This window comes from Terriglobus albidus (assembly GCF_008000815.1).
GTDB classification, from domain to species: Bacteria; Acidobacteriota; Terriglobia; order Terriglobales; family Acidobacteriaceae; genus Terriglobus; species Terriglobus albidus_A.
The window spans coordinates 181,839-207,560 of the sequence record NZ_CP042806.1; the positions used below are offsets into that span (position 1 = coordinate 181,839).

Here is a 25,722-nt window from a genome sequence, read left to right on the forward strand (position 1 = left end):
TTTACTCCCGCACCAGCAGCGCGACCGGAAAGCGCTGCAGGAAGCTGGCGGTCTTCTGCCGTCCGCCATGTTCGATCTCGCCGGTCAATACATTCTTCCAGCGGCCTTCGGGGACATCGACCGTGGTGCCTGCCCAGCTATCTCCAAGCTTAATGCGCCAACGCGGAGCCAATGTGATGACACTATGATTTCGCAGATACGCGATGATATGCGCCGCCTTCGGCCCCTGCACCTCCAGTGGCGTGTAGGCTGCGGTTGGTCCGAACCACTCGGGGTGATCCTTTCGCAGCCATAGCAGCTTGTGGATCAGCCACAGCTTGGGCAGGCCTTCTTCGCTGCGTTCCGTCATCTCCTCAGGAGAGAGTGACTGTACCTCCCGCAGGAGACTGCGGCGGAGATCATAGTCCACCGGACGGCGATTGTCGGGGTCCACCAGCGAGTAGTCCCAGAGCTCTCCGCCCTGGTAAAGATCGGGCACTCCCGGGGCCGTGTACTTCAGCAATGTCTGTGTCAGCGAGTTCATCCAGCCGGCCTCGCGGACACGTTCCACCATCTGCTCCAGCTCATTTACGAAAGGCTGGTGCTCGAGAATCCGTTCTATGAAGCGATGCAGTGCATCTTCATATTCACGGTTATTGTTCGTCCATGTGGTGTGCTGTTTGGCCTCGCGCATGGCCTTGTCCATGTAGGCCGTCAGACGCTTCTTGTCGATCGGCCATGCGCCGATCATCGTCTGATACAGAAAGTACTCCGTGTTGCGATCGGGATACCGCTCACCGCGGAACTCAGTATTCATGCGCGACCAGCGATTTAACGCGGCACGCCAACGAGCCGGAATCTCTGTCAGCACAGCCAGGCGCGCACGTACATCGTCAGCGCGTTTTGTATCGTGCGTTGAGAGCGTTGTCATCGTTTGCGGATGAGTCTGCTGCATGGTCGCGCAGTAGTTGTGAAACTCCTCCACCCCAATGCCGTTATGCGCTGGATCGGCGCCCACTTCATTCAACCCGATCATGCGGTTATAGGTGTAGAAGGCGGTATCTTCCACGCCCTTGGCCATCACGGGCGAGGTGAACTGCTGGAAGCGCATGACGAACTCGTTCTCGCGGAAGCCGCGCACCTTCAGCGTAAGCACATCGCCAACAAAGTCGAAGAGACCTGGATCAAGATCGGGACGGCGGCGCTTGGCTTGATTGATAGCCTGCCAGAAGCGGTAGCGGTCTTCATCGGTAATGGTGTCGCGATCGGTAGCGACATAGGTGCGGTAGACCTGGAAACAACTTGCCACCTCACGGATGACGCGGCGGATCTCCGCACGCGTCGTATCGCGGCGATCACGATTGTTCTCGCAGATCTCCACCAGCAGTGCCGCCAGACGATTGACGTCCGAGCCCAGAGCCTCCTGTGTGACATGATGCTTCTTCTCATGCGCCACATCTTCAAAATCGACAGGTTCGTGTGTGAAGTCTGAATAGATAGTAGTCATCTCTTCCAGACCGGGGCCATGCGCCAGCAGGCCATTACACACATTCAGAAAGTCATATCCGCTGGTGCCGTGGATGGGCCATTCCTGCCGTAGCCACTCGCCTGACTCGAGGATCTTCTCGCCGATGATCCACGCATCGGGAGCCTGTTCGCGCAGACGCCGAAAGTATCCCTCGGGATCGCGCAGGCCGTCGGGGTGATCGACACGCACACCGTCGAGCGCACCCTCTCTCAGCCACTGCAGAATCAGCCCATGGGTCTCTTCGAAGACGTGTTCACGTTCGACACGCAGACCGATGAGTGTATTCACATCGAAGAAGCGTCGGTAGCCAAGCTCCTGGTCAGCCGTACGCCAGTAAGCAAGGCGATAGTTCTGCTGGTTCAGCAGATCATCCAAAGCATCGATGTTGTTATTCATATCCGCCACAGCCTGATCGATAGAGCGGCAGATATTGCCGTCTTCAGCGCACAGACGTTCCAGCAAAGCGTAGATGACGGTCTTGTCGCGGTGGCGGTTGACGGCGACACTGCGGTCCGTCGCCTCCGGCGCAGGCAGGCGGGCAAACGAGTCGGCGATAAAGCTCAGGGTATCGCTACGCGCATACTCCCCGGCACGCAGCAACAGGCCGTAAAGCGAGCGCGGCGCCACGGGAAACTCGTTCTTGATGTAGAGCACGACGAAGCCCGCACCGCGGCGTGCGACTTGAATCTGGCGATCGGCGAGCACCTTGCCGTACTGGTCGCCAAGGATCGGTACCAGCACCTTGTTCTGCAGCTTGGCCTCGTCCGGATGCCAGTTAATGTCGAACCACGTCGAGAAGCGCGACGCCGGTCCGTTTTCCAGCACGTCCCACCAGAGCCGGTTTTCCGGTCCAAGCGCCATGTGGTTCGGCACGATGTCAAGGATCTGCCCGAGACCGAGTTCGCCCAGGCGCCAGCGCAGGCGCCCGTGGCCCTCGATACCTCCGAGCTCCTCGTTCACCTTCTGGTGATCAACAACGTCGTAGCCGTGCATGGACCCGGGAGCAGCCTGCAGATACGGCGAACAGTAAATGTGCGTGATACCTAAATCGTGCAGGTAGTCCGCGATGGCGGACGCGTGGTCAAAGTCGAAGCCTGCATGCAACTGCAGACGATAAGTGGACGTGGGGATGCGGGCCATTCTTCTCTACTTTCCGTGATGGCATGTCTCGGTCCTTGGGACACACTAAGGTCTGCACCTTAAGAAGCGAATTTCGCCGACGGGGTTGGATGGCTGACGCAGGAGACTAAACGGTAGAAAACAAGCGCTGCTTTCGTGGCATGTGACGTCAGGAGACGGCTTTTCCACCGGGCAGTTCGCGAGGAAGCCGGCTGGTCGCCACCGCTTGCGCGATATGAAAGGCGGACAACAGCGCAAAGGCCGCCGGAAATACGATGGAAGAGGCAGAGGCCATGCGCCAGGCAACAAACGTTGCAAGCAGAGTGGTCAGCGTAGGTCCTCCGAGACGCTGCACAATATTCAGCGTAGTGGTGGCCATGGGAAGCTGCTCCCACGGAACCGCGGCATACGCCGCCGAGATCGATGGTATTCCGATGGCTCCCATCCCCACCCCACGGAGAAAGAGCGTCACCGCGAGCATGGATGTCACGAGGCCATGCAGGCTGAGATAGAGAAAAGGAAGAGTTGCCGCCAGCGAGAGCAAAGCTCCGGCGAATGAGACGCGGCGAATGCCGAAGCGTTGTGTCAGCGTTCCCATCATGGGATAAGAGCAGAGCATGCCCAATCCCATCGGGGTAAGCATCAGACCGGTTGCCGAAGGCGACTTCCCGCAGGCGCGCATGAGGAAGAACGGAACCAACATCTGGCCTGCAAATGAAATTCCATTCGAGAGGAACTGTATCGTCGTCGCAGTCCGGAACGTGCGGCCACGAAAGAGCTGCAGATCGAGAATTGCTTCGTCTCCCTTACGTAGTGCAGAACGCACGAAACAGACAAGAAAGACCACTGCGATGATCATCAGAGCGATCCCTGCGGTCTCGCGGATGTGATCCGTACTGTAGAGGAAGAGCACCAGGGCCGGAGCGAGCAGCAGGAAGCCTTGAAGATCGAATGCCGTCGAGCGAAGATCGGTCTCGTCCTTCGGCAGAAAGAGCACGGCGAGTACAACTCCCAGCGCGCCTACCGGCACATTCACAAAGAAGAGCCAGCGCCAGCCGGCGTGTTGCAGGATCAGGCCGGCGATAACCGGACCAAGGATCGGGCCAAGCAGGATGGGCGCTGTGGCGTAGCCCATGATTCGAGCCATGTCCCGGCCAGCGGCGCGGGCAATCATCATTTGTGCCAGCGGCGCCAGCAGGCCGCCGCACATGCCCTGTAGTACTCGAAATGCGATCAACGACGCCGGTGACCAGGCAAAACCGCAGAGTGCGGATGTCGCAACAAAACAAGTGAAGGAGACGAGATAGAGCCGGCGTGTTCCCAAACGGTTTACCAGCCAGGCATTGAGCGGCAGCATCAATGCCAGCGCCAGCAGATATCCGCTTGTCACCCACTGAATCGCAGACAACGTCGTTCCCAGGTCATGTGCCAGCGATGAGAGCGAGACATTGACGATGGTCGAGTCAAGCTGCGACAGCAGCGAACCGATCACTGCGACGACAACAATCTTCCAGACCGCTGGTCCGGTTTTGGGATGCGTGGCGAGTTGGTGGGTCGTGGTCATCAGAGTAGAGAGATCGGGCCGCTTTTTTTGAGCGATGGAAAAGTGATCTCGCCTCGCTCAGCGGTGCTTTACGGGAAGAAGATGCGGTTCGCGCGAAACGCGAATGCCCATGTCCCGCAGGGGTTACCACCCCGGACATGGACATCCGAATTTGTGGCAGCTAAGCCAGAGCTTCCAAAATCTGAGCGGTAGTGCGCACGCGCGAAAGCCGCGGGAAGATGAACTGGAAGGCGAAGGCATGCATCTCTGAAGTGAAGGTGCTGCAGGCATCTTCGACGGTGACGAAGTCGAAACCAAGTCCAGTTCCATGTCGCAACGTCGACTCCACGCCCATGTTCGTGGCAATACCGGTCAGGATAACGGTCTCAATCCCACGGGAGCGAAGCTGCTGCTCCAGTTCGGTTTGCGCGAAGGCTCCCCAGCCGTACTTCGTGATCGCCAGATCGCCCGGCTGCATGCCGGCCGAAGGGACAATCTCCGAGGCCTCCGGCGGCGGTGGCGGAGCGCCGGGCTGGCGCGCCGGCTCATCCGCAACCATCGCCCTGTAGTTGGCAAAATCGACGTGAACGTACACCACCGTTCCTCCCTTGGCGCGCAACGCCTCCGCCAGTGCGCGGGAGTTGTCAACCACCTGCGAGGGCGGGTAAGGCTTCGTGGCGCGGCTGACGATGCCGTGCTGCAGGTCAATGATGACTAGGGCTGTCTTCGTGGGCGCCAGAGCAAGGGAGGACATGGGCGATAACTCCTTTTTTGTAAATTCGAGGGTACCCTCGAATTTCTGTCCGTAGAATATGAGGATGCCCTCGAATTTGTCAAAGACGCTGCGAACCGCTCCTGTACAGGAACGTTCCACCAAACGCCTGCAGGCTTTTCTCGACGCCGCGGCGGCGCTCTTCGGCGAGCTCGGATATGAGGGCACAACGATGACCGCTGTCGCCGAACGGAGCGGATCGTCCATCGGTGCGCTCTACAACTACTTCCCCGATAAAGTGGCGCTGGCCATGGCCCTGATCACCCAATACGGCGCGGAGATGGAGGCTGACTGGCGATCGCTGATCGACCAGGCTCGTTTGCTCTCCCCCGAGGAGTTCGCCGATTGGTTCATGGAGCGTATCCGGGCCTTTGCCGAAGATCGTCCCGCGTACCTGAGTCTGGTCGCCGCCCCCGTTAAATTTCGCCGGGATCCGAAGGTGCGCCGCTCCCTCCGTCTGGTTGTAGCCGAGGCCTTTCGCGCAAGGAACCCCAACATAGCGGAGGAGCAAGCCATGCTCTACGCAAATGTTGTGTTCCAGATGGTGAAGGGTATGACGGCGATGCTGGTAGAGTCTGGTCCGAAGGAAAAACCTGCCATTCTGGCGGAGTTCAAAAAGGTACTGACACTGTATCTGGGCAGCATCTTCGATGCCGCGTGACGCCGGAGCGGTAGACCGCATCCAACGGAGTGACCGTCATGAACGAGGCACGACCCCCTGTGAAGAAGGCCGGCAGCGCAAACGATCCGCTTTGGTACAAAGACGCCATCATCTATGAGTTACACGTCAAGGCGTTCTGTGACTCGAACAACGATGGCATCGGTGATTTCCCTGGCCTTGTCTCCAAGCTCGACTACCTGCAGGACCTTGGTATCACCTGCATCTGGCTTTTGCCGTTTTTCCCTTCCCCGCTGCGGGATGACGGCTACGATATCGCCGACTACACCGCCGTCCACCCGGCCTACGGCACTCTGGAGGACTTCAAGCTCTTCCTGACGGAAGCCCACCGGCGCGGTATCCAGGTGCTCATCGAGCTGGTCATCAACCACACCAGCGACGAGCATCCGTGGTTCCAGCGCGCACGCAGGGCTCCGGAGGGTTCCACGGAACGTGACTTCTACGTCTGGTCACACACCGACAAGAAGTATCCCGGCGTACCGATCATCTTCAAGGACACGGAGAAGTCGAACTGGACCTGGGACGACGAGGTGGGCATGTTCTACTGGCACCGCTTCTTCCATCACCAGCCGGACCTCAACTTCGACAATCCGCTCGTCTTCGACGAGGTGGTCAAGGCGATGCGTTTCTGGCTCGATCTCGGAGTAGACGGCTTCCGTCTGGACGCCATTCCCTACCTCGTCGAACGCGAAGGCACACGTTGCGATGCATTGCCCGAGACCCACGCCATCATCAAGCACATCCGGGCGATCATCGATAACGAGTACACCAACCGGTTTCTTCTCGCGGAGGCCAACCAGTGGCCCGACGATGTGCGTCCGTTTTACGGCGATGGCGACGAGTGCCACATGTGCTTCCACTTTCCCCTGATGCCGCGCATCTATATGGCGCTGCGGCAGGAGGACAGGCTTCCGATCACCGACATCATGACGCGCACGCCTCCCATTCCTGACAACTGCCAGTGGGCCCTGTTTCTGCGCAATCACGATGAGCTGACGCTGGAGATGGTAACGGACGACGAGCGCGACTACATGTACCTGGCCTACTCGGCCGACCCGCGCATGCGCATCAATGTGGGTATTCGCCGGCGTCTGGCGCCGCTGGTCGACAACAACCGCCGCCGCATCGAACTGCTGAACTCGATCCTGCTTTCGTTTCCCGGAACACCCATCATCTACTACGGCGACGAACTCGGCATGGGCGACAACATCTACCTGGGCGACCGCAATGGTGTGCGCACTCCGATGCAGTGGTCGGGTGACCGCAATGCCGGCTTTTCCCGCGCCAATCCGGAGAAGCTTTATTCGCCCGTGATCATGGACCCGGTGTGGGGCTACCAGACCATCAATGTGGAGGCACAGCAGACGGACACCTCCTCCCTGCTGCACTGGACCCGCAATATGGTGGCGTTACGTAAGCTCTTCCAGGTCTTTGGCCGCGGGTCGCTCGAGTTCCTTACTCCGGATAACCGCAAGGTGCTGGCCTACATCCGGGAGTATGATGGCGAACGGATAGTATGCGTCGCCAACCTGTCGCGCTTCGCGCAGCCGGTTTCTCTGGATCTGTCACGCTTTGTGGGCATGATGCCGGTGGAGATGCTGGGCTACGTTCCCTTCCCCCTCATCACGCATGCGCCGTACCCCCTGACGCTGGCTCCATACAGTTTTTTCTGGCTGGAGCTGCAGCCGGCGCCTCCACAACTGGATAGAGTGACGCAACAACAGCAGCACGAACCGGCCCGCGATCTGCTGTTGATGACCGAGCCGGTGGGACATCCGGTAGAAGAAGTGCCGGGACCTCCCGAAACAGGTAACGATCCGGGTAGTGTCAGCAACTAAACTTGCTTGAGAGCACGATGTCTACGACCGCCGCCCCTCAACCTTCGACCAGCGCACCCCAGGCAACCGCGCCTGCACTCCTGCTTGCACTGCCGCCGCTTGATGCCGAGCAATTACGTGCCGCCTTCAGTCATCTGCGGCCTGTCCTCGCCGGCCTGCCGGTACTTGTTGCGTATCTCGGGGAAGAGGTACCCGCCGATCTTCCGTTTTCGGCGGTTGCGGTCACACCTGCTGCGGCGATTCCTTCCGCACGCTGGATTCATACGGCCGCGGAGTATCTCAACGCCTACAAGCTGATGAACGAGTATCAGGCGCCGCGCTGCCTTATGCTGGGCTCGGAATCGTGGACCCTGGCTCCGCAAAACCTGCGGACCATGGTCACCGCCGTCATGGAGAACGAAACCGACCTGGTGCTGCCGCGCTACACAACGTCTCCTCACGACGCTCTGGTGAACAACACCATCCTGGCGCCGGTTACGCGGGCACTGTTTTCCATCAAGGTGCACACGCCCCAGCCGATCGACCTCGCGTTCTCCATGCGCATGGCAGAACGTCTGGCATCGACCGCGCAGCGATTTACGGCAGCCAATCAGAACGATGCCCTGCTGTGGCCTGTCGGTGAAGCCGCAACTGCCGGCTTCAATACTCAGGAAGTCGCAATGGACACGCGATCGTTCCCGGTCCCCGAGGTCACTGACCTTACCCAGTTGCTGACCTTGGTGGCGGGCTCGCTCTTCTCCGACGTGGAAACACGAGCCACCTACTGGCAGCGGGCGCGAACACAGGCAACCGTGGTCGGCAGCGAGCCTCTGGTCTTCAGTGCAGAGCCACCCAGGCCTGATGTCACCACCATGATTGAGACCTTCCGCATCGGCTACAAGAATCTCTCGGAGATCTGGTCGCTCGTGCTGCCGCCGAACTCTCTGCTTGGCCTGAAGAAACTCTCGATCCTGGAAGAGCAGAGCTTCTTCATGCCCGATGCGCTCTGGGTGCGTATTGTGTATGACTTCCTGTTGGCCTGGAGGCTGCGCACCATCAACCGCGCACACCTGCTGGGCGCTTTGGCGCCGCTGTACCTGGCATGGGTAGCGGGCTACATTCTGGGCGGACGGAAAGAGGCCCATATCGAAGCATTGGCCGCAGCCTTCGATTCCGATAAGCCCTATCTGGTCTCGCGCTGGCGCTGGCCCGACCGCTTCAACCCATAACCAACGTTTTTGCTGAGATATGAGATAAGAGTTACCGAAAGGAGACCAACGCGATGTGGCAACAGATTCAAGAGGCCCTCTCCGGCTCCGCCCACCGTGTTCTGTCGCGGCTGGCCAGCCTGCTGCCCGGTCTGCTGGCATTGATGCTGGCAATCCTGATCTGCACCCTGATCGGTGCGGCACTGGCATGGGTGGTGCGCCGCGTCCTCATGGCGATCAAGTTTGACGAACGCATCAGCTCCGGCGCGCCCACCAGCGTCTCGGACTTCGCTCCGCGTCGATCCGCAACCCTGCTGATCTCGCGCATCGTGCTGTGGGGATTCGTCGTGCTCGGCTGCATCATCGGTATCTCTACGCTCGATGTCTCGGCCGACTCGAAAGATCAGATGACGACTTTCTTCCTGCCCTACGTGACCCACTCCGTAGGTGCAATCATCATCTTCCTGATTGGCAACCTCTCCGCACGTTTCCTGGCCCGCACCGTGCTCATTGGCGCGGTGAATATGCGGCTGCAGTACGCCCGCTTCCTCTCGCTCGGCATCAAGTGGCTGGTGCTGGTGCTCACCGCCGCCATGATCCTGGATCACCTGCAGATCGGCGGCAACATCATTGAGCTGGCCTTCGGCATTTTGTTCGGCGGCATCGTACTGACGATGGCGCTCGCCATTGGTCTGGGATCGCGCGACATCGTCTCACGCTCGCTCGAGAAGAATGCACCGCAGGACCCGTTCATCCCAACGCCGCCGCCACAGGAGCGGCCACAGGTACGGCATTTCTGAGCACTATTGGTGAGCCACAAACCGGGTGCCCCACATACGCGAAGCTTATGTGGGACATTCGCGCTGCGCGCGAACCGCTTTTAGTCTGTTTCTCTAAATAACGAAACCACAAAGGTCAAACGGATCGAGCTTGCGCTCGATATACCCCACATAAGCTTCGCGTATGTGGGGCACCCGCTCAATGCATCAACGATGCGCTATCGCCAGTCGTCGCGGACGGACTGCTGCTCTTCCATCACCTTGTCGAAGTCGTCTGCCTTCTTGATCATGATGTCACCGAAGGCTTCGCCCTGGCGGAGCAGCACAGCCTGCAGACGCACCAACTCCAGCATGGCGAGGAACATGCAGATGAGCGCGCGCTGTGAGTGGGTATTCAGCAGCAACTTGCGCAGTGAAACCGGACGGTCTTCCATCACCATGCGGCGCTTCACATAGTCGATCATCTGCGCCACGGTCACGGACTCCTCGTCCACGTTCAGCACCGGGCGCTTCTTCATGCGGTCCAGGATCTCCTGGAAGACGCGCACCAGATCGACCGTGTCGGCCGCGATCTCGCGGTCGCCTTCGGTGATCTGCTTGAAGTCACGCAGGCCCGGATTGGTCCAGACAGCCTCTTCGATCTGCTGTTTCTGCAGCAGCATCTGCGCCGCGGCCTTGAACTTCTCGTGCTCCAGCAGGCGTTCGACCAGCTCGCGCCGCGGATCTTCGGCCTCGCCGGCGGCGACCTCAGCGGCCTCGCGCGGCAACAGCATCTTGCTCTTGATGTGAATCAGCAGCGAGGCCATGTAGATGAACTCGCCGGCGGCATCCACATCGGTCTGCTTGATGTGCTCGCAGTAGGCCAGGAACTGCTGGGTGATCTTCGCGATCGGGATGTCGTAGATATCGATGGACTGCTTGCGGATCAGGTCCAGAAGCAGGTCCAGGGGGCCCTCATAGACCTGTCCGACAAGGATGGAGAACGGTGACTGCGACGCCTCTTCCTTGGCGGGATCAGGGCGCTTGGGATCTACCTTCGCAGGAGCGGCCGCTGGCTCCGCCACGGTCTGGACTGGCCCCTGATCTGGACCCAGATCAGGGCTCTGACCTGGGGTCTCGGCCGCGGGAGCCTGCGTTGCCTCGGTGATGGTCTCTTCCGGCATTCGTTTTATTTTAGGGCGTTGCCCATGGCGGAAAAAGTGGGGGAAATTTCCCCACTTTTCCGACTAGCGGCGACGACGGCCGCCGCCAGAACGGTTACCAGAACGGTTACCCGGACGCTTACGACGGCCGCCACTCCCACCATTCCCGTTCGAGGCAGGTGCTGCGGCGCCATCGCTCTTCCAGCTCCGGTTCTCCAGGGCCAGCAGAGCGTCGATGTTGCCCAGGTCAAGGTTTCCCAGGTCGACCGGCTTATTGCGCTCTTCCTTTTCGAGAGCTTTATGATCGGCCTCGATCCACTTGAAGGCAAAGCCCAGCTCCCGTTCCAGTTTTTTGGCCTCTTGACGCTCCTGCGGCATCACGTAGGTGGTCGCGGTGCCTGTGGCGCCTGCTCGTCCGGTACGGCCGATGCGGTGCACAAAGTCGTCAGACGCGTTGGGCAGATCGTAGTTCACCACGTGCGCAATGTGAGAGATATCGATGCCGCGCGCCGCAACATCGGTCGCCACCAGAATGCGGTGATTGCCATCGGAAAAGCTCTTCAGGGCAGCGGTGCGCTGCGACTGCGAGCGGTCGCCATGAATCACCGTGGCGTCATGTCCCTGCTTCTGCAATTTGCGCGAAATCCGCTCGGCCCCATGCTTAGTGCGCGAGAAGACAAGGAAGCTGCCCTCGTGCTCGTTTAGCTCCTGGTCCAGCAGCGCCTGCTTCTGGTCCTGCATGACGACGATAGCCCGCAGGGTGACACGGTCGGTGGGCTTGCTGGTGGTGCCGATCTTGATGCGGACCGGCTGCTTCACATAATCCGCCAGAATGTGCTCAATGTTGGCATCCAGCGTGGCCGAGTAGCACATGGTCTGGCGCTGACGCGGAAGCGCACCCACAATACGCCGAATCGAGGGCAGGAAGCCCATGTCGAGCATGCGGTCGACCTCATCGAGCACCAGCATCTCAACGTGCTTCAGGCTGACTTCGCCACGCTTGAGAAAGTCTTCCAGACGTCCCGGAGTTGCGACCACCAGGCGCGGACCGCGGCGAAGCTGGTCAAGCTGCTGGCCCTCGCTCAGACCACCGACGACCAGGACAGAGTCCTTCTTGGCGGCGGGCTCGATCTTCGCGTAGCTGTCGATCACCTGCATGGCCAGCTCGCGTGTAGGCAGAAGAATCAACGCACGTACCGGCTTTTTCACGCCGGCCGCAGGCACCTGTGTCTCCATGCGGTGAATCAGCGGAACCAGAAAGCTGAGTGTCTTGCCGGTGCCGGTCGCGGCAGTGGCCAGCACGTCCTTGCCTTCCAGAGCTGGGGGAATAGCGCCCGCCTGAACGGGCGTGGGAGTAATAAATTTGGCTGCATCCAGGCGCTGCTTCAACTCCGGCGAGATGGCGAAGTCAGAGAAGTGCACCTTGTGTGTATGTTCCTTGGATTGTGTCGTCAAAAAAGAATGTCCTTTACGGGTATGGTTTCTACAACGCAGCGGCGGCACCAAAAGGCCAACCGGTAGAGCAGCACTGCGTTTTACGTAAGAAACCCATCGTCCGCGGGACGCGTGCTGTGCAACATGGCGAGGAAAGCGGATATGCCTTCCATCCAAGCCAGAGTAAGAACTGCGCTACAGCTCCGGTTGTGCTGGTCTCTGGCCACGCCACCCTGCGGCGGCGCTCCCCATCCACAACCTCTACTTCAAGGGTACCATGCGTAGCGCCCTAACAAATTGTGGGCCATTCTGCCTCCCCGAGCATCAGAAGCATTGAATAGAAAAAAGGACATAAGCGAGGTCCGCATGAAGCAAGTCCTGCGGTTTTTTGCCCTGGCCGCTTTAGGATGCATCAGTACAGCCGCCCTGGCGGGCGAGAAGTACCACATCAACACCCATCCCATTCCAGATAACACCGTGCTCCGCGGTGTGCGCGTCATTGATGGTACGGGCGCCGCGCCCATGGAAGACATGGCGATCGTCATCCACAAAAAAAAGATCGTTGCCATAGGCCCCAATGCGCAGATCAACACTCCCAGACATGCGGAGGAACTGAACTGGAACGGTAAGACAGTGATTCCTGGTCTCATCGACGGCCACGTGCACCTTGGCTTGGTGCTGCACGACAAGGCCGAGGGCTCAGCCGACGCCTACACCGAGGCCAATGTGGTGGGCGAGCTCTATCTGTACCAGCGCTACGGCGTCACAACCGTCAACTCTCTCGGCTTGAATCCCGACCTGGTCTACGACCTGCGCAAGCGCCAACGTCAAGGCTTGATCGGTGGCTCGCGTCTGCTCACCGCCGGCCGCGGCATTGCGATTGAAGGTGGAGCTCCTCCCCTCACGGTGAAAGACGATGCCATCTATCGCATCAAGAACCCGGAAGAGGCGCGCGAAGCCGTGCGCGCTATGGCGAAGCAGAAGGTAGACATCATCAAGGTGTGGGTAGATTCGTTGCGCGGCTCACGCCCCAGCATGAATCCCGCGATTTACAAGGCTGTCATTGATGAGGCTCACCAGCATCAGCTTCCTGTTGCAGCGCATGTCTATTACCTGGCCGATGCCAAGGATCTGGTCGCAAGCGGCGTGGATATTCTCGCGCACTCCGTGCGCGATGCCGGCGTCGATCAGGAATTGATTGACGCGATGAAGACCAAGGGGACCTGGTACATTCCGACGCTCGCAGCCGACGAGTCTACCTTCACCTATCTGGACCATCCGGAGTTTCTGGATGGCACCTTTGTCCGTCTGGCTGCGGGTCCGGGACTCTCGGCCCGCCTTGCCGACACGGTCTACGAAGGAAAGATCGCTGCTGATCGTGGCACCACGATCAAGCGCCAGGACCTTGCCATCGCAATGCAGAATCTTCGCCGCGTTGCAGAAGCAGGCGTGAAGATCGGCTTCGGTACGGATGCAGGGGCGCAGCCGGTACGCATTCCTGGCGTCAGCGAGCATCGTGAGTTGCAACTGATGGTGCAGGCCGGGCTCACTCCGATGCAGGCCATCACCATCGCCACTTCAAAGTCAGCGGCGATGCTGCACCAGACGGATACCGGCACCATTGCGGTTGGGAAGACCGCTGACCTTTTGGTGCTGGATGGCGATCCGCTCACGCAGATCGAGAACACCGAAAAGATTCTTGGTGTGTGGCATAACGGACAGCGCGTCGGTGAACTGGCGACCAAGTAAACAACGAAATACGCAGCAAAGAAGAAGGGCCGGTGAATACCGGCCCTTCTTTCTATTCGATGCTCGACTTAGAGGAGGCTGACGCTCAGATATGACAGGCAACCATGCCGCGCTTTTCGAGATATTTCTGGTGATATTCCTCTGCTTTCCAGAAAGTCTGCGCTGGTTCAACGGCTGTCACGATGGAGCGTGAGTAGGTTCCCGAGGCGGACAGGTCGGCGATCTTCGCCTGCGCTGCTTGGGCCTGCTGCTCGGAGTGGGTGAAGATGACAGAACGGTACTGGGTGCCCCAGTCCGGTCCTTGGCGATTCAACTGCGTTGGGTCGTGCAAGGAGAAAAAAGCATCGAGCAGGCGATCGTAGCTGATGCGGCTTGGATCAAAGATGACCTGAACCACTTCTGCATGGCCTGTCCGGTCCGTGCAAACCTCTTTATACGTTGGATGTTCGAGGGCCCCGCCCTCATAGCCGACTGCTGTTTCTAACACACCGGAGAGCTCATCGAAGCGTGTTTGCACGCCCCAGAAGCACCCGGCACCAAATGTTGCTTTTTCAATTGGCACTGCGGTGTTCCTTTCTACAACTACGAACACGAATAAGATGCCAGCCGAGTATGGTTTGTCATCAACAATCTGATGAAAAATCGAAAGATAGTAACCGGTAGTTCCATTGTTAACAACAGGTTGCGAGTTATATACACACGGGTGTACCCTACCGATCACCGGGCTGCGCAAGGCGTACACGACGCCCTGTTTTCTAACAATCGTCCCTAAAATAAAGACGCATTAGTGCGAAATGTGGATGACATGAAAGTCGTGCCCGAAATGGGACAAAGAGGCTTTGGACTGTAACCCGAAAGCTTAGCGGGACCGGCGCCTGGGGCCTGCCGGTTTGAAGCTGGACTTTGCTCCGGGCTTACGCTTCGGTTTGGCTGGTTCCTTTAGCTTGGCAGCCTCTGGGAGCACCTTCTTGCGTTCCACCTTGCGGCCCTGGCTGGCGCGCCCCAAGGCAGTAACCTCACCCGGCGTCAGCTCCCGGAACTCGCCCGGCTCCACGTCCAGCACCAGGCCGCCGTAGGCGATACGGCGGATCTTTTCGACGTGGTGGCCTATCTCTTCGAACATCTTGCGGAGCTGCCGGTTACGTCCTTCGGTCAGGGTGACCGAGTACCAGGGATTCTCGCCGCCGCGGGTCAGCGTAATCTCCGCCGGCTGGGTCAGCACACGGTTGCGGCGATCGCCCTCCTGCAGGCGGCCGCGCTCGATCATGATGCCGCCGCGAAGCTGGTGCAGCGCCTGCTCGCTGGGCTGGCCGGAGATCTTCACCAGATAGGTCTTAGCCACACCACTGGAAGCCTTGGAGAGAGCATTCGCCAGCTCGCCATCGTTGGTAAGGATCAGCAGGCCCTCGGAAAGGTAATCGAGCCGACCGACGGGGTATAACCGCTCCCGCGGAGCCTTTGGCGACTTCGCAAGGAGCTCCATGATCGTCGGCCGGCCCTCCGGGTCAGAGAGCGTGGTGACGTAGCCGCGCGGCTTATTCAGAACAAAGTAGCGATGGCGCTCGGGACCGTGCAGCAGCTTACCGTCGACACGGATGTGATCGCGCTCGGGATTGGCCTTGGTGCCAAGCTCGGTGACAATTTCGCCGTTCAGGGTGACACGACCGGTAAGAATCAACTCTTCCGCAGCACGCCGCGAGGCGAGCCCAGCCTGGGCAATGATCTTCTGGAGACGTACGGGCTCGCTCATATCCCCTCCATTATCGCCTGTCAGAGCGGAAAGGAAGGAATAACGAATTCGATCGCACTACACGGTCTCGATGCCGGCAGCGCTCGCCTTCTCCTCAGATTCCACATCCTCAGGCTCCGCGACGGAGGCCGGAGCTTCTTCCGCTTCAGCAACTTCCGGGGTTTCCACGGTCTGTAGCTCTTCGTCAGCGTTGCTGGTTTCGCGTGCCGGCTGGGAGTCCTCCACTGATTCGCCGCTGCCGTCAGCCTGCGGCTCGGGCACTGGGGTCTCCGGTGTTTCCTCGCCTGCCCCCTGGGGCTCGACGTCGGGATTCGGCGTGCCTTCCGGGTTCGGATTGATCTCCATCGGGAGGTCCTCCTGCTCGGCGAGTTCGCCGGCCATCTTCTCGAACTCTTCGATGCTGGGAAGCTCGGAGGTATCTTTCAGGCCGAAGCGGAGCAGGAACTCTTTGGTGGTCTTGTAAAGGATGGGGCGGCCGATCACCTGCTTGCGGCCGGCCGTAGTGATGAGCTTGCGGGTCATCAGGCCGCCAAGCACACCGGCGGAGTCAACTCCTCTGATTTCAGAGACTTCTGCAGCCGTAACAGGCTGCTTGTATGCGATCACCGCCAGGGTCTCAAGGGCCGGAAGGGAGAGTTTGAGAGCCGGCTTCAGGCTCTTGGCGAAGTCGCGGATCACGTCGTGATACTCCGGCCGCGTGGACATCCGGAACCCGGAAGCGACCTCGGTGATGTACACGCCACGATCTTCGTAGTTTTCCATCAGGGCGGCGATCTCGGCCTTCAGGTAATCGCGCAGACGGCGCTCACGCTGCTGGGCAAGCTTCTTCTCATCGACCAGCAGGGGCTCGCTCTCGGCAGCAGCGGGCTCAGCTGGAGCCTCCGAAGCGGTCTCCGCAGCTACCTCTGCGTTGGCCTCTTCCTGAGCCTGTGCCTCGCCCTTTGCCGGTGCGGGCGTTTCGGCCACGGGACTAGTCTCCGCATCCTGCGGGGCAGCCTCTACGGCCCCTGGAAAGGTCTCGGTGCCGCCTTCTTCCACGGTCGGAGCGAGTACCTCGACGGTCTCGTCGGGAATGGGGAGCTCGGGCTGCGCTGCTGCGGCGTCCTGCTCCTCGAGTGCCTGTTCGAGGTCGGGACCGAGGAGAGTGATCAACTGGGCGAGCGTAACGGGCTCTTCCGCAGCGTAGATGATGGCTTCGATCTTGGCTTTAAGGCTCATTTTCCTGTCCGTGACAGTGTAAATGGCGGGCTTGGGTGGATTTCTTGGTCTTTATTTTCCGTTTCCAGCTACATTCACACCCGATTTTAGAATTCGGGCGTACAGGAATACCGGTATATCGAAAATACGAGACCTAAAGCGTCTGCGCGAAAGCAGCGATCAGGTCGTCTGCATCCTCAATCCCGAGTGACAGGCGGAGCAGGTCGTCTGGAATCGAGCGGTCGTGTTCAGCGGGCACACTGGCGTGCGACATCGCGGCCGGAATACTGATCGTCGAATTGACCGAGCCGAAGCTTACGGCGATTTTGAGCAGGTCAGTCTGCTCCGCAATTCGCTTTGCTGCGATACGCGAGCCAGCGCGGAAGGTCAGCAATGAGCCGGGACCATTCGCTTGACGATGCTGCAGCTCGTAGCCAGGATGCGACGGTAGCCCCGGATAGTTCACTTCGGCGACACGCGGGTGCGCCGCGAGAAACTCCGCCACCTTGCGCGCATTCGCCTGCTGCGCATCAATACGCAGCTTCAACGTCTTGAGACCCCGCAGCACCAGGTAGCAGTCAAACGGGCCAAGCGCCGTCCCCTCGGCGTTCTGCAGAAAATAGATCTCCTGCGCCAGCTTCTCGTCCTTCACGACGATCACGCCGCCGGTGACATCCGAGTGCCCGCAGAGAAACTTTGTCGCGGAGTGCAGAACAATATCGGCGCCCAGGGTGAGCGGATTCTGCAGATACGGCGACATTACCGAGCTGTCGACGCAGACCAGGGCTCCGTGGCGGTGGGCCACCTCAACGATGGCAGCCAGGTCCAGAATGCGTAGCAGCGGATTGGTAGGCGTCTCGAGATAGACAAGTTTCGTCTTCGGCGTAATCGCCGCATCAAGTGAGACAAGATCCTGCGCGTCGACAAACTTCACGCTCAGGCCGGCACGGCCAATCACCTTACCGAAAAGACGCGACGCTCCGCCGTAGAGATCGTAGTCGGCGACTATCTCATCGCCTGCGGACAGCAGATGCGTCACCGTCGCGATGGCGGCCATGCCGCTGGCGAAGACAAAACCGCGGGTTCCCTGCTCAAGCGCCGCCATCTGGTCTTCAAGCACCTTGCGTGTTGGGTTGCCGGAGCGGGAGTAATCGAACTTCCCGAAGGCATCCGCCTCTTCCTGCGCAAAGGTCGCCGTCTGATAGATCGGTGTGGCCGAAGGATGCAGCGGATCGCCGGGAGCAGCGTCAAACTGGACCAGCCGCGTTCCGAACTTCACGCCTTGCTCCCGAAGACAACGGCGAAGGCCTGCTCGAAGTCAGCGATGAGATCCTTCGGCGCCTCAAGGCCGACCGAGAGACGGATCAGGCGATCGGAGATGCCCAGCGCCTCGCGTGCTTCACGCGTGAGATCGCAGTGCGATGCCGTGGCCGGATTGGTCGCCAGCGTCTCCACTGAACCGAGGCTCTCGGCGCAGGTGCAGAGCTTGAGCGCGTTCATGAAACGTAGTGAGTCTTCCGTACTGGCATCGAGCTCAAAGCTCAGCATGCCGCCGAAATCCTTCTGCTGCGAGGCAGCCAACGCTTTCTGCGGGAAGGAATCGAGGCCCGGATAATTCACCTTGGCCACACGCGGATGCGCTTCGAGCCATGCGGCAATCTGCTTGGCGTGGCTGCAATGTACATCCAGGCGAGCCGGCAGTGTCTTGATGCCCTGCAGTGCCAGCCATGAGTCAAAGGGAGTCTGGATCGAACCAATGGTCTTGCGTACCAGACGCAGGCGCTCTACCAGCTTTTCATCGTTGGTAGCCAGCGAGCCGCCGATGGTAGCGTTGTGGCCATCGATGTACTTCGTCGTCGAGAGCATGGAGACATCCGCGCCCAACGCGAGACAGTCCTGCAGCAGCGGCGTGAGGAAGGTATTGTCCACGGCAACGAGGATGTTCTCGTGCTTGTGCGCAACCTCGGAGACACCACGGATGTCTGAGATCTTCAGCGTGGGGTTCGCTGGGGACTCCAAAAAGATAAGCCGAGTGTTCGGCTTGATAGCGGCTTCCGCCGGCCCAGCGCTGGAGGTATCGACGTAGCTGTACTCAATACCGAAGTTGCCCAGCACCTGGTGGAACAGACGCATGGTGCCGCCGTAGATCACATCCGAGAGGATGACGTGATCGCCTGCTTTAAGGATCGCCATACACAGCGTGTGAATGGCTGACATACCAGACCGGAAACAGAGTGCAGTCGCCGTGTTCTCAATCGCGGCGATGGCCTGCTCCAACGCATTCACTGTCGGGTTTGCGCCACGCGAGTAGCCGTATCCCTTGGTGACGCCGACACTCTCATGGATATAAGTCGCCGTCTGGTGAATGGGGAAAAGAATGGAGTTGGACTGCATCTCGTAGGAGCGATTGGAATGAATAACGAGTGTAGATGGATCGAAGTCTGGACGTTCTGACACGGTATGCTCCCTACGTTGATTGAAGCACAACTAGCTTAACTGAGGGTGCGGTGCGGATTGGATGGGGAAAGACAGGGGTTGAAGATGGTTTTGTTTGGGTTGGATGGGACTGAAGGTAAAGCAGTTCGCGCGTAGCGCGAATGTCCCACCATCGCGATGCGATGGGTGGGACACCCAGATTTGCGGGAACGCTTAAAAGCGGGTCCTTCGCTACGCTCAGGATGACAAGGGTAAAGGTGATGCCCTCTTTGGTTGTCATCCTGAGCGTAGCGAAGGACCTGCTTATTGCCAGAAGAAAGGCCGACAGGACCGCCGGCCTTTCCAACTAGCATCCAGCAACTAGCAACCAGCAACTACTTCGCCGGGCACATATTCGCTCCTGCCGTCAGCTTCTCGAAAGGTGCCGCGATCTCCGCCACCGAGCGCAGATGTCCGTTGGTCATGACGCATTGCACATTGGTGACGTCGTTGATGTTGGTCAGCGGATCGCCATCGACGATGATGAGGTCTGCGAGCTTACCTTTCTCCAGCGTACCCAGATCTTTGTCCAGCAAGGCCGCCTTCGCCGCGATGCTGGTTACTGTCTCCAGCGCCTGCCAGGGTTGCAGACCATACTTCACCTGGCTGCGCAGGTTGAGGTGTAGTGAGGTAGAAGGCAGGTCCAACGGCGAATCAGTGCCACCGATGTACAGTCCCTTGCGATCGAGCACGCCCTTCACCGTGGACTCTTCACGCATCACGCGGTCTTCGCTGGCGGTTGAAGGATTCTTCACCGCGGCATTGCGACCGTTGACCAGGCGGTTCTTCTCCCACGGCGGAGCGATGTTGTAACGGCTGTCATCGGCCATCGTCGGCCAGTTGCCGATGATGGACTGATTGAGCAGCGTGGAGATAGTCCACATGCCAGACTCGGCTTCGAGCTGCTGTACATCCGAATAGCTGAAACCCGTCAGAGAGCGGGAGTACGCCCAACCAGTGCGGGCCGTCGCCGAGACGTGACTCATGCCGTCGTTGCCGATAGCCACCGCAGGCAGCAGATAGTGCGAGGCGGTCTGTACCCCCATGACGTTATGCGCGAAGTCATCGCCTTTCTTCATCCAGCTGTAGGGCAGACGCACATACAGCTTGAGGAAGTCGAAGTCCAGGGCATGCAGGCGCTGGAACTCGCGTTGCAACTGGGCTTCGCTGGTGGTCGCAATCATCATCGGGTAGTAGACACGCTCGCCATCGACAGCCTCGCCGGTAGCAAAGAGACGCGGACCAACTGCAGCGCCGGAGACAAAGGCCTCTTTCTCTTCGACAGCTCGGTAGGCGTTATCCGCCATGTCGCGCAGCGTGGTAATGCCATAGGCCATCCATAGGCGGCCCATGCGGTCGCCGTAGTAGATGGAGTTGTCGGAGTTCGGGTGCGAGTGGTTCTCCCACAGGCCAGGCAGCACCGTCGAATTCGGCGCTTCGATGACCTTTGCGCCCGCAGGTACAGGCTTGGTGCCATGCGGAGTGACTGAGACCACGCGGTTGCCGGTCACCAGGACATCGACGTCCGTCTGGGCATCGGGTCCACTTCCCTTCCAGAACTTGCCCGCATGAATCACAGTGGAGCCCGTCGGCTGTTCAGGCGTGTACTTCAGACTCACAGCCACCGGTGTAATGACTTTGCTCTTGCGATCGATCAGCTTCAGCTTGCCGTTGTTCAGATAGAGAAGCTTCGAACCGTCGCCGTTATACGTCGGCGCGTCGGTCACTTCGTTGTTCAGAGGCTCAGCTTTACCTGCAGGTGCACCGTTCTCATCCACCGGCATGGTGTAGAGCACGTCGCTCATCACGAAAGCCATCTCCTTGCCGGTAGGCGAGTACACAGGGCCGTCTTCCGTTCGCGTCGTCACTGACTCAAACGGAGCCGGCTTATGCCATGTCTGCTTCTTTGTCGCGATATCGACCAGCAGGATGTCGCTGGTGCCTTCGCGGAAGCGCTTCGTATAGGGATGAATCGTCGCGATGGCCAACGTCTTGCCGTTAGTAGAGAAGCTCGCACGTCCCGGGAAGAAGGTCGCCGGAGCAACAACCGAATCCTTGCCGGTGGCAATCTCTGTCAGATGTGTAGCTCCGGTCTGGTCCTGCGAGGTAAACCATTTGCAGTCCGGAGAGAGAGCGGGAAAGATCTGCGCCGTGCTCTTCGATGGCGAAGGATGCTTCTCTTCGCCGGTCTTCGGATCGAGCAGGTAGACATTCTCGACGCCATCCTTGTCCGAGACATAGGCGATCCACTTGCCGTCCGCTGACCACATCGGCCCCTGCTTGTAGAAGCTGTCGTTGGTCAGCGCCTTGGGCACAGGATTGCCGATGGTCAGCAGATAGAGCTGATTCAGCGCGACAAACGCAACCTGCTTGCCATCCGGCGAGAGCGCCGGACCATAGAGGCCGAGCGCCTGGCGAGGCAGCTTCGAGTCAAAGCGGTAGTCCTTCGACCTGAAGATGGGGCGGATGGACTTGATGTCTGCAGTGAACGGAATCTCCGTCTCTGTCTTCGCGGAGAGGTCGGCTTTCACGAGCTTGCCGTTGGTGGTGTACAGCAGCGACGTCGGCGAAATCCACGCGGCCTCGAATGGAAACGCGTCATCGTACTTGCTGGAGATGGGCTTTCCATCAACGATCAGCTTTGATGGAAAGAGCGTCTGTCCTGCACCGGAGAAGTAGACATAGGCCAGCTTGCCGTCAGACGAGACCGAGGGAGAGTCGATGCGGCCTGTCTTCACCTCGACCAGCGTCTTCTTCGCCAGCGAGGCAGGATCTATCTGAATCACCTGGCGGCCGGTCGCAACCCGCAGACCGGGGATCATCTCCTCATCGATGGCGGAGACGTAGACGATCTTGCCGTCGGGCGTCCATCCGGGCTCGTACTCATCATTCGTGCCGCTGGTGATCTGCTTCGGCTCGCCGCCGTCGATACCGACGGTCCAGATATCGTAGGAGCCTTTGAAGTCACGATCAGAGGCAAAGGCAATGGTCTTGCCGTCAGGAGAGATACGGGGTTCGCGGTCATCGCCGTGGCCGGAGGTGACCTGCTTCAGGCCAGTACCGTCAGCATTCATCTTCCAGACGTGGAAGGTACCGCCGGCATAGGACTGGAAGACCACCGTCTTGCCGTCGGGCGCAAACCCCGGATACGCCGCCTCATCTGTAGGCTGCGTAAGCTGCTTCGCCTTGCCCCCCTCGATGGGAAGAGAGAAGAGTATGCCCTGCAGATCGAGGATGACGGTCTTGCCATCGGGCGAGACCGTCGAGGCCATATTCGTGCCTTCATGAATGGTGATGATCCTGGTCTTCGAGGTAGAGGCAGCGGGCTTTGCGGCGGCAGGTTTCGTGGCCTGGGAAAACGCCGGTACCGAGAGAAGCAGAGCAGCGGAGGCGAGAGCGGAGAGACGCATGAACCTTGAAAGCTCCTTCAACGGAAGAACGCAGTGCGCCCCATTTGGGAACGCACTGCGTGGATTTATGTGAGGCGGAAACAGTTTAGAAGCTAATGCGGCCGATGAACTGAAGCTGACGTGGAGCGAACTCGAGGTAACCGCTGCCGCCGGCCGCCGTAGGCGTGCCATAAGCCGAGGAGTTTGCGTTGGTGTTGTAGCTGTAGGGGTTGAAGTGGTTGAAGAGGTTGAAGACCTCCACGGCGACGATCCCCTTGATCTTTTCGCCGATGGGGAAGGCCTCCTGCAGGCGGCTGTCGATACGTTCGTAGGCACGGCCGCGGAAGGCATTACGGGCCATCACCCAGGAGCCGTAGCTTGCGTCGTAGGAGAACTTCGAGATTGGGGCATATACCGCGAGGCAGGGCGCGACAGCGCAGGTAGTGCCGGCCTGGATCGGTGTTGTACCGGCAGCGACGGTGCGGTTGTAGGTCGGAGTGCCGCCGTTCGGCGATGCCGTTCCGGTTGCGGTCGCGAAGGCCAGACCCGAACCGAAGCGGAAGAGCGAGGAGAGGGAGAGACCGTACTTCCACTTGTACTCGCCATTCAGCGTGAGCGAGTGGCGTTGGTCATCGGTGCCGTTACCCCACTCGTCCTTGATGCCGGAGGCGAAGGGCTTGTTGGGATAGTAGAAGGGGCCTTCGGTAGAGTTCTTGGTGCGCGCCCAGGTATACGCGAGAGCTCCGGTGAAACCGGCCGTCGTGGAGTGCTTGATGCCCATCTGCAGCCCGTCATAGATGGAACCTGCTCCGCCGGGTGTGAAGAACTGCGAGACCGAGGTGAACGACTGGTTGCAGACCTGGCGGGTGGTGCTGCTGTAGCTGGAGATAGTGTCAAGCGAGACCGAGCCATTGCCGCAGACACGGGTCGTGCTGGAGGCGAGCGTCGAGTTCGGGTTCAGGTTGCGCTGTGCATTCGTCGGATCGACGAGGAAGTTGCCGTTGAGGCGGATCCAGTCGTCGTACGCACGGGTATGGACAAAGTCCATGTTGAGGACGGTCCTCCAGGGCAGCTCACGCTGTACGCCGAAGGAGAGCTGCAGCGCATACGGCACCTTGGCATCCTTGGCCAGCGGCTGCACTGCCTGCGAGTACGCTGCAGGATTGGCCGCCGGGTTGCCACCCTTGAACGGATCGGAGAAGTTGATCGGACTCGCCGCCGTACCGCTGACCGAAGCCTGGATGGTGGAGACACCGTTGAAGATCTGCTGATCGATGATCTGGTTCGCGGAGATATCGGCGAAGTAGAGACCCGCGCCGCCGCGGATATTGGTCTTGCCGTTGCCCATGGGATCCCAGGCAAAGCCGATGCGCGGAGCGAAGTTGTTGTTGTCGTTGCCCTGCGGCACCAGCAGGCCATTGCTGAGCTTCGGTCCGCCGGTGAAGGCGCCGAAGTCGTTGTCGTAGCGGACACCGAGGTTCAGGGTCAGGCGCGGAAGAATCTTCCAGTCATCCTGGAACCAGAAGCCGTAGATGGAGCGCGGGACATCGACGGTGAAGTCACCGAAGCCCTTGATGAAGGTCGAAGCGCCGCCGCAGACCGAGTTGATTGCGGTGTAGTTCCAGCTCGACGCGTCGGAAGCGCCATTGGGGAACATGGAGTTGTACTGGGCTGCCGTGATGGAGGCGCTGCAGGGGTTGATGCGGCCGCGCACGTTCTGCTGGAAGTAGCCGCCGTGACCGGTGTAGATATACTCCGCGCCGAACTTGACCGAGTGCTTGCCCTTCAGCCAGAAAAGGTCGTCGCGGTAGTCCTGATTGTTCTGCGCAAAGATCTGCGGATAGTTATAGGGACCGCCGACGGTGATGTTGGAGAAGATGATCTCCATCGACTGCGTGTAGGGCAGGTTCTGCCAGCCGAAGTGGTGATATCCGCCATGAAGATCGTTCACCAGGTTGGGGGTGAGATTCGAGTTCCAGTCGGCGACGAAGCCGTAGCTGGTACGAGTGCCCTGGTAGGCGCGCGACGGATCGGCGTTGCCGCTCACACCGAGGTAGTCGCTCTTGTAGGTGAAGCCGTCACCGCGCACAAAGATGCGGTTGGTCGCATTGATCTGGTAGTCGCCGCGACCCAGGTACTCATTCACGCGCAGTGTGTTCGGATGCGAGAAGGCAGCGTTCGTTACCAGGTTGGTGGTGGTTGCGGTATCCGGCTTGCGCTCGCCCTCGTAGGAGCCGAAGAACCAGAGCTTGTCTTTCTTGATGGGACCGCCCATGGTTCCGCCGAACTGCTGGTCGCTGAAGGGCAGCACCTTCTTGGCGACGGGGTCAGGAGCATTCAGGGAGTCATTGCGGAAGTACCCGAACGCTCCGCCATGGTAGGAGTTCGATCCGGACTTCGACTGCGAGTTGACGTAGACACCGGCCGAACGGCCCAGTGTTGCGTCGAAGCGATTGGTGATGATCTGGAACTGTGAGATCGCGTCCTGCGAGAAGCGCGGCTGGCCAAAGGCGGCGCCGGCGGTATCCTGCGAGACCTGCAACCCGTCCATGGTGATCATGAACTTGCCCGATTCCGATGCGGAGCCGACGGGGACGTCCGAGGTGACGGCGTTGATCTTGATGCCCGGAACCAGCGTCGCCAGCGACATGTAGTTGCGGCCATTGATCGGCACGCCCTGAACTTCCTGCGGCGTGACGTTCCCGGCTACGACGGAGGAGGTGGTATCGATGGCGAGCGACTCGGCTTCAACAACGATCGAGGTCGTGGTTGAGGAGACGGGAAGCTGCAGGTCCAGGGTCACAAGCTGACCGACAAGCAGTGTCACCGGCTTCTTGACCGGCGTAAAGCCGGAAGCGGAGGCCGTGATCTCGTAGTCGGCGGCTACCAGCGATGGCACAAGGTAGACGCCCTCTGCGTTGGTTGTGGCGTGAAACACGGCACCTCCGACACGGAGGACATCGACCGTAGCGCCGGAGATGGCCGCGCCTTGCGCATCGGTGACCTTTCCAGTGAAGCCGGTTTGCTGGGCACGGCCGACTGCGGTGACCACGGAGAGTGCAACAAGGAGAAGCAGGGAGCGAAGGAACATCTTCATGCCAAGTGACCTCACAAAAGCAAATTCAGATAGAGGGGCCTCCGTGCCGCGATATCGATAACGGG

General features: G+C 59.7%; 16 protein-coding genes and 1 pseudogene. 5 read left to right on the top strand and 12 right to left on the bottom strand.

The annotated features are described in order from the left end of the window. Position 1 precedes the first annotated feature (1 nt). The 3 genes from treY to FTW19_RS00765 form a co-directional block, all read right to left on the bottom strand. Positions 2-2,647 carry a malto-oligosyltrehalose synthase gene (gene treY, locus FTW19_RS00755; protein WP_147645800.1) on the bottom strand — a complete coding sequence of 882 codons (2,646 nt, stop codon included), beginning with the start codon at positions 2,645-2,647 and terminating at the stop codon, positions 2-4. A 148-nt stretch (positions 2,648-2,795) separates the two neighbouring features. Beyond that, positions 2,796-4,190 carry a DHA2 family efflux MFS transporter permease subunit gene (locus FTW19_RS00760; protein ID WP_147645801.1) on the bottom strand — a complete coding sequence of 465 codons (1,395 nt, stop codon included), beginning with the start codon at positions 4,188-4,190 and terminating at the stop codon, positions 2,796-2,798. Between the two features lie 160 nt (positions 4,191-4,350). Continuing rightward, positions 4,351-4,923, bottom strand: a complete 573-nt coding sequence (locus tag FTW19_RS00765) for an isochorismatase family protein (protein ID WP_147645802.1) — start codon at positions 4,921-4,923, stop codon at positions 4,351-4,353. A gap of 64 nt (positions 4,924-4,987) precedes the next feature. On the opposite strand from FTW19_RS00765, the gene FTW19_RS00770 reads away from it, so the two are divergent. The 4 genes and pseudogenes from FTW19_RS00770 (at position 4,988) to FTW19_RS00785 (ending at position 9,445) form a co-directional block, all read left to right on the top strand. Further along, complete coding sequence (locus FTW19_RS00770) at positions 4,988-5,602, top strand: TetR/AcrR family transcriptional regulator (protein ID WP_246153508.1); 615 nt, start codon at positions 4,988-4,990, stop codon at positions 5,600-5,602. Positions 5,603-5,661: 59 nt separating this feature from the next. Continuing rightward, a pseudogene (gene treS / locus FTW19_RS00775) lies at positions 5,662-7,314 on the top strand (maltose alpha-D-glucosyltransferase); the annotation flags it as partial. Between the two features lie 161 nt (positions 7,315-7,475). Continuing rightward, positions 7,476-8,666 (top strand): hypothetical protein, encoded by a 1,191-nt coding sequence (locus tag FTW19_RS00780; RefSeq protein ID WP_147645805.1) that lies wholly within the window; start codon positions 7,476-7,478, stop codon positions 8,664-8,666. 53 nt (positions 8,667-8,719) lie between these two features. Next, positions 8,720-9,445, top strand: a complete 726-nt coding sequence (locus tag FTW19_RS00785) for a hypothetical protein (protein WP_147645806.1) — start codon at positions 8,720-8,722, stop codon at positions 9,443-9,445. Positions 9,446-9,642: 197 nt separating this feature from the next. Here the strand turns inward: FTW19_RS00785 and FTW19_RS00790 are convergent, their stop codons facing one another. Both FTW19_RS00790 and FTW19_RS00795 read right to left on the bottom strand, forming a co-directional pair. Continuing rightward, positions 9,643-10,587 carry a segregation and condensation protein A gene (locus tag FTW19_RS00790; RefSeq protein WP_147645807.1) on the bottom strand — a complete coding sequence of 315 codons (945 nt, stop codon included), beginning with the start codon at positions 10,585-10,587 and terminating at the stop codon, positions 9,643-9,645. Positions 10,588-10,650: 63 nt separating this feature from the next. Further along, entirely contained in the window at positions 10,651-12,021 is a 1,371-nt protein-coding gene (locus tag FTW19_RS00795; RefSeq protein ID WP_246153509.1) for a DEAD/DEAH box helicase, read from the bottom strand. 345 nt (positions 12,022-12,366) lie between these two features. On the opposite strand from FTW19_RS00795, the gene FTW19_RS00800 reads away from it, so the two are divergent. Next, positions 12,367-13,749 (top strand): amidohydrolase family protein, encoded by a 1,383-nt coding sequence (locus FTW19_RS00800; RefSeq protein WP_147645808.1) that lies wholly within the window; start codon positions 12,367-12,369, stop codon positions 13,747-13,749. A gap of 85 nt (positions 13,750-13,834) precedes the next feature. Here the strand turns inward: FTW19_RS00800 and msrA are convergent, their stop codons facing one another. From msrA to FTW19_RS00835, 7 genes are all read right to left on the bottom strand, one after another. After that, positions 13,835-14,491, bottom strand: a complete 657-nt coding sequence (gene msrA, locus FTW19_RS00805) for a peptide-methionine (S)-S-oxide reductase MsrA (protein WP_348641837.1) — start codon at positions 14,489-14,491, stop codon at positions 13,835-13,837. Between the two features lie 117 nt (positions 14,492-14,608). Then, a complete protein-coding gene (locus FTW19_RS00810; RefSeq protein WP_147645809.1) occupies positions 14,609-15,499 on the bottom strand; it encodes a pseudouridine synthase in 891 nt (296 codons plus the stop codon). A 57-nt stretch (positions 15,500-15,556) separates the two neighbouring features. Next, positions 15,557-16,717, bottom strand: coding sequence for an SMC-Scp complex subunit ScpB (scpB, locus tag FTW19_RS00815; protein WP_147645810.1), 1,161 nt, complete (start codon positions 16,715-16,717; stop codon positions 15,557-15,559). A 133-nt stretch (positions 16,718-16,850) separates the two neighbouring features. Beyond that, positions 16,851-17,975 carry a trans-sulfuration enzyme family protein gene (locus FTW19_RS00820; RefSeq protein WP_147645811.1) on the bottom strand — a complete coding sequence of 375 codons (1,125 nt, stop codon included), beginning with the start codon at positions 17,973-17,975 and terminating at the stop codon, positions 16,851-16,853. After that, a complete protein-coding gene (locus FTW19_RS00825) occupies positions 17,972-19,153 on the bottom strand; it encodes a trans-sulfuration enzyme family protein (RefSeq protein WP_147645812.1) in 1,182 nt (393 codons plus the stop codon). Before FTW19_RS00825 ends, FTW19_RS00820 begins: the two co-directional genes overlap by 4 nt. A 353-nt stretch (positions 19,154-19,506) precedes the next feature. Further along, positions 19,507-22,581, bottom strand: a complete 3,075-nt coding sequence (locus FTW19_RS00830) for an amidohydrolase family protein (protein ID WP_187143184.1) — start codon at positions 22,579-22,581, stop codon at positions 19,507-19,509. A gap of 85 nt (positions 22,582-22,666) precedes the next feature. Further along, entirely contained in the window at positions 22,667-25,657 is a 2,991-nt protein-coding gene (locus FTW19_RS00835) for a TonB-dependent receptor (protein ID WP_187143185.1), read from the bottom strand. Between the last annotated feature and the right edge of the window lie 65 nt (positions 25,658-25,722).